Origin of the sequence: Prevotella brunnea, assembly GCF_008016795.1 — a bacterium.
Taxonomy (GTDB): domain Bacteria; phylum Bacteroidota; class Bacteroidia; order Bacteroidales; family Bacteroidaceae; genus Prevotella; species Prevotella brunnea.
Map to the genome: position 1 here is coordinate 1 of NZ_SDIK01000067.1, position 5286 is coordinate 5286.

The 5286-nt window shown below is 43.8% G+C and carries 1 protein-coding gene and 1 pseudogene; both read right to left on the reverse strand.

Annotation, left to right across the window (positions count from 1 at the left end):
- Nucleotides 1–1154, reverse strand: a 1154-nt coding sequence (locus tag ETF27_RS08870) for an RHS repeat domain-containing protein (RefSeq protein WP_317131324.1), incomplete at its 3' end; no start/stop codon positions are given.
- Between the two features lie 948 nt (nucleotides 1155–2102).
- A pseudogene (locus ETF27_RS11200) lies at nucleotides 2103–5282 on the reverse strand (RHS repeat-associated core domain-containing protein); the annotation flags it as partial.
- Between the last annotated feature and the right edge of the window lie 4 nt (nucleotides 5283–5286).

Sequence of the window (5286 nt, forward strand, 5' to 3'; positions counted from 1 at the left end):
CTCAACCTCGGCTCATAGTACCTCGCACCATAGTAATACATACCTGTTTCTTCATCAAATTCTTTAGCATTGAAGAGGTAAGGCGTGTTCCACGTATTGTTGCGTTCTTCTATGAACACTTCGCCAAATGGAACGTATTCGATGTGCTGCGATACTTCGCCATCAAGGTTGGTGATATAGCTACTGCTACCCAAATGATCAGGATGGTAGTAGAACTGCATCTTCTCGTAGTCGTCGTTAGGCTTGAAGTTGCCGTTTGCAGCCCTTGTGCGTGCCATAGCCCTTGCCTGTGCTGCCTCCGGCGTACCATCATTGCAGCAGAAGCCTTGACCGTTTACGTAGTCATCGTTGTCCTTACCATTATATGGCAAGTCAAACGTTTTGTAATTGTCTTTAATGGATTGTAACTGCTGGTTGTACTTATCCTTGTAGTTAATGGTAAGACCATCAGCCTCATTGCCTGCATACGGTATTCGTCTTGGGTCTGCGCCATAGCTTGCGAGGTCGCCAAGCTTGCTGACAATTCTCTGGCTGCCCACATAGATGTGCTTGGTGTACTTGCCACCTTGCCCTGCAACGAGGTATGGGCTGACATAGAGCGAGAAGCGAGCCGTACCGGTGTAGCCTCCCGAGAACTCGGAGTTCACATAAATAGCTTCATTCTCGCCTGATGTCTTTACCGTGCGCTCGCCATCGGCATCATACCAATAGTTGCTCACAAAGCCGTTTTCATCAGCTGCCAAGAGTCTGTTCTCCTCGTCCCAACGGTACTTCTGCTCGGTTGCCTTTTCATCTTCCTTGCCGTCTTTCTTTACACGTGAAGTATTGATATAGACAAGGTTTCCGTTGAGGTCGTAAGTGTATTTGTGTCCGTTGTTGATGTTCGTGCTGTCCGTAGGAGTTTCTTCCGTGCGGTAGTTGATATCACGAACATTGTCGAGTTGGAACTTCTTACCCTCTGCGCTACCATAGGTGTAGGCGAGTTCATAGCCTGCGTGGAGCGTGCCACCAAACTGTACGCCCGTCTGTGAGAGGTGTTGCTTCTTACTTGTTATGCGGTGCATATTGTCGTAGCCCATTGCAAGGCTATAAGATGCCGTCTTGTTGTCCGCTCCTGCGTGGCGATACTGCAAACGCTTGTTGTATTCCCGCACGATATTATCCCAGGACAGGTTGTCGCCAAGTTTAACCCAGCGATTGGACTTGCAAAATCGTGAGAGTAGCTCCTGAAGATCAAACAAATCATGATTACGATATTGAGAGTAGTACTTCATCTTGCTTCTTGTTGTTTTTAACATCCAAAGGTAATCATTTTTTACAAATTAACCAAACATTAAGAAGTATAAATAATTAATGATTAACGAGTTATATTTAATTAGCAAGACCCTACGTATCTCTTTTCCATTCATAAATATATTCATCTTTTCTATCATCATAGGATGATAATGATTCTATTACTATCTTAATTGAATTATGTTTATAATTAAAAAAGATATTGAGAATATTCCCTTCCAAAATATAACTTATTTTTGAGAGCCTTCCGAATTTAATATATAGCTTTATGTCTTTTATTGTATTGTAGGACAAATAAGATTGTAATATTACAGGACTAAATAAAACATTGAAACGACAATTCAGATTACGAAATGTTACATGGGTGCTATTTTTGTTTATAGAAATCGATATATGATTTGAAACTTCATCACCATTCGGAAGAATGGATTCATAAATGTTTTGCAAATCAGAAATATACTCCTCTAATAGGAATGCATGTTTAACATAAGGAGACAAAAAAGTCTCCTTATGCAGTTTAAATTTAGAATAGAAATTTATGACACGAAAATTAGAGTTCTTGTACACTTTTGTTTTTGCAAAAGAATAAACATAAATATTCTTTTTATAAATTACAGAATCGACCTTATTCCCATCGTCATCGCTTTGCACAAGATGTCTCAACTGTCCTTTAGATGTATAACTCCTAATCTGGACTTCTTTTGTATTGTAATAAAGTTTCCAGACATTTTGAGCTTTATTATCTAGCAGACAAGAACAAAGTAAAATGCAAAAAAACGCTCTTCGAAGCCATAAATTTGAAAATAAAATCATTTTATAGTCCTCCAAAAAATAGTTAATCCATATTGTGCAGTGGAAGTAAGCCTAATTCTTCCCTTATTCTTCATACCTCCATAATTGTATCCTGCAGTTTTTTTCTGCGGAACATTAAATGATCCATTACCAAATTTTTTATTTACAGCATTTTTCCACGATGCATACTCCTTATCACGCATACTCCACCCCATGACGTTCATTTTATACATAAAAGTACCATTTGATGGCTTATTCTGAAACTCCTTAGGAATCATTGCTTGTTCTGCACCATCCCATTGATCTGCTCCATTGCTATAATCTATAGAACCTGGTGTAAATGCATTTATAACAGCGGCATTGGCTGTTTGCATTGCATTTGTTTGTTTGCTTAACGTTGTTCTTCTAAATGCTTTTGCACTCGGAGAGTCTTTACCATACGCTACTTTATTCTTGTTCACATGAACAGAAGCTATTGCAAACATTTCTTCTTTGCTAAATATACCATACCCTATAGAACTTTCTGCATATACAGTTGATGCCAAAGTATTAAGCTCTTTCTGACCAATAGACAATTTAACAGGGTGTTCGAATACATTCACTAGAGAGCCATTCTTGTTTTTTTCTTTACGTACACCAGTTGCTGTATATGCCATATTATCCTGTTTCCCATCACTACCAAGCCATTTACCAGCATCTGTATAATAATCTCCTTGACCATCAGGATCAAATAGATTTATTGGATTATTATGACAATAAGTGTATGCACTTATGTCAATATATTCCTCAGCAAGCGGATCCGCACTCATCCACAAACTCAACCTCGGCTCATAGTATCTCGCACCATAGTAGTACATACCTGTTTCCTCATCAAATTCTTTTGCGTTGAAGAGGTAAGGGGTATTCCATGTGTTGTTGCGTTCTTCAATGAACACCTCACCGAACGGCACATACTCGATGTGCTGCGAAACTTCGCCATCAAGGTTGGTGATGTAGCTACTGCTACCCAAATGGTCGGGATGGTAGTAGAACTGCATCTTTTCGTAATCTTCATTTGGTTTGAAGTTACCATTTGCAGACCTTGTGCGTGCCATTGCACGAGCCTGTTCCGCCTCCGGCGTAGCATCATTGCAACAGAAGCCCTGACCGTTTACATAATCGTCATTGTCCTTACCAGAATAAGGCAAGTCAAACGTTTTGTAATTGTCTTTAATGGATTGTAACTGCTGGTTGTACTTATCCTTGTAGTTAATGGTAAGACCATCAGCTTCATTGCCTGCATACGGTATTCGTCTTGGGTCTGCGCCATAAGATGCCAAGTCGCCAAGCTTGCTGACGATACGCTGACTACCGATATAGATGTGCTTGGTGTACTTGCCGCCTTGCCCTGCAACCAAGTATGGGCTAACATAGAGACTGAACCTTGCCGTACCAGTATTGCCTCCAGAGAACTCAGAGTTCACATAGATGGCTTCGTTCTCGCCTGAGGTCTTCACCGTTCGCTCGCCGTCGGCATCATACCAATAGTTGCTCACAAAACCATTCTCGTCGGCTGCTAATAAGCGGTTCTCCTCATCCCACTTGTACTTCTGCTCACTGGCCTTGTCGTCTTCCTTGCCGTCCCTCTTCACACGAGAGGTATTGATATAGACAAGGTTGCCGTTGGCATCGTACTCGTACTTGTGACCGTTGTTAATGGTCGCACTGTCGGTAGGAGTCTCCTCCGTGCGGTAGTTCAGATCACGCACGTTGTCAAGCTGGAACTTCTTTCCCTCACTGTTCCCGTAGGTATAGGTGAGGTCATAGCCCGCGTTGAGCGTGCCATCGAACTGTACGCCGCTCTGCGAGAGGTGCTGCTTCTTGCTCGTGATGCGGTGCATGTTGTCATAGCTCATGGCAAGGGTGTAGGAAGCCGTCTTGCCGTCGGCACCCTTATAGCTGCCATTGGCACTTGCCAGACGGTACAGGGCATCATAGCCATAGGTATGGCTCATCTGACCGCCCGCCTTGCCACTCTGTGGGAGTGGAGCATTGTTCTTAATACCAAGCACGTTGCTTACTGCGTCGTAGCTGTAGGCATTGTCCATAATAGTACCTGCCTTGGCATTCACCACGAGGTTCTGCAATCGTCTGCGTGCAGGGGCATAGCTGTAGAAGGTTTCCGCTCCGTTGCAATACTTCAGGTAGGTGCGCTGCTCGAACTTGTCATAGCCTATCTTGTTCACATAGTCGTAGCCATAGGACTTGTAACCACGCACATGGTCTACCTGCCCACCGAGGTTGTAACCGTAGGTTACTTTCTCCTCATCGGGATAGATCATTTCCAATAGGCGATTATGGCTATCATATTTCCACTGTGTGACGTAGGTTGCCACTGCCTGATTGGGCACAATCAGCGTGCGCACGGTCTTGGCCACCTCACCCATCTTGCCGTAGTAATACTCGATCGCGCCACTGCCGTCCTCACGAAGCATCAGTCTGCCGATACGGTTGTAAGAAGAGTTGATACCACCGTAATGGTACTTCACGTTGTTTTCCGGATGGTCGGGATAGTTAATCGCTGTCAGACGACCGTAATCGTACTCGTAATTGATGGTCTTGCCCTCCTTTTTGAGATTGGCTGTCTGTTTGGTGAGCACATTACCCAAAGCATCGTAGGTAAAGGTGGTGATACCGCTGGCAGGGTGATTTACCTCTGTGCGACGGTCGCCCATATCATAGACGGATGTCGTTACGTTGCCCTCGGTGTCTGTTACCTTGACCAATCGGTCGATACCATCATACTCGAAAGAAGTGGTAATCGTTCCGTCAGGTCCGCTGAGTTGCTCGGTCTTCACGGTCTTGCCGCTACCGTCGGTGTAGGTAGCCTGCTTACCGCCGAGAGCGTCGGTAACGAGTGTCTTGAGAGTGTTGCTGCCCGCATCGGTAGAGTATTCGGTCTTGGTCTCGGTATTATCAGGAAGCGTTACTTTCATGGCACGGTCATTTTCTTTTTCTTTTTTTCCTTTTTTCTCCCCTTTCTCCCCCTCCTTTTTTCCCTTTTTCTTTTTTCCCACTGCCTCTGTTGTTGGATAGTATGCCTTCGTCACACGACCGAAAGCGCTTTTTCCCTTTCTTCCTCTTCCCCTCCTCCCTTTTTCTTCCTTTTTTTCCCTTCCCTTTTCCTCTTTCTTTCCCCCCCCTTCATTCTTCACCTTATTT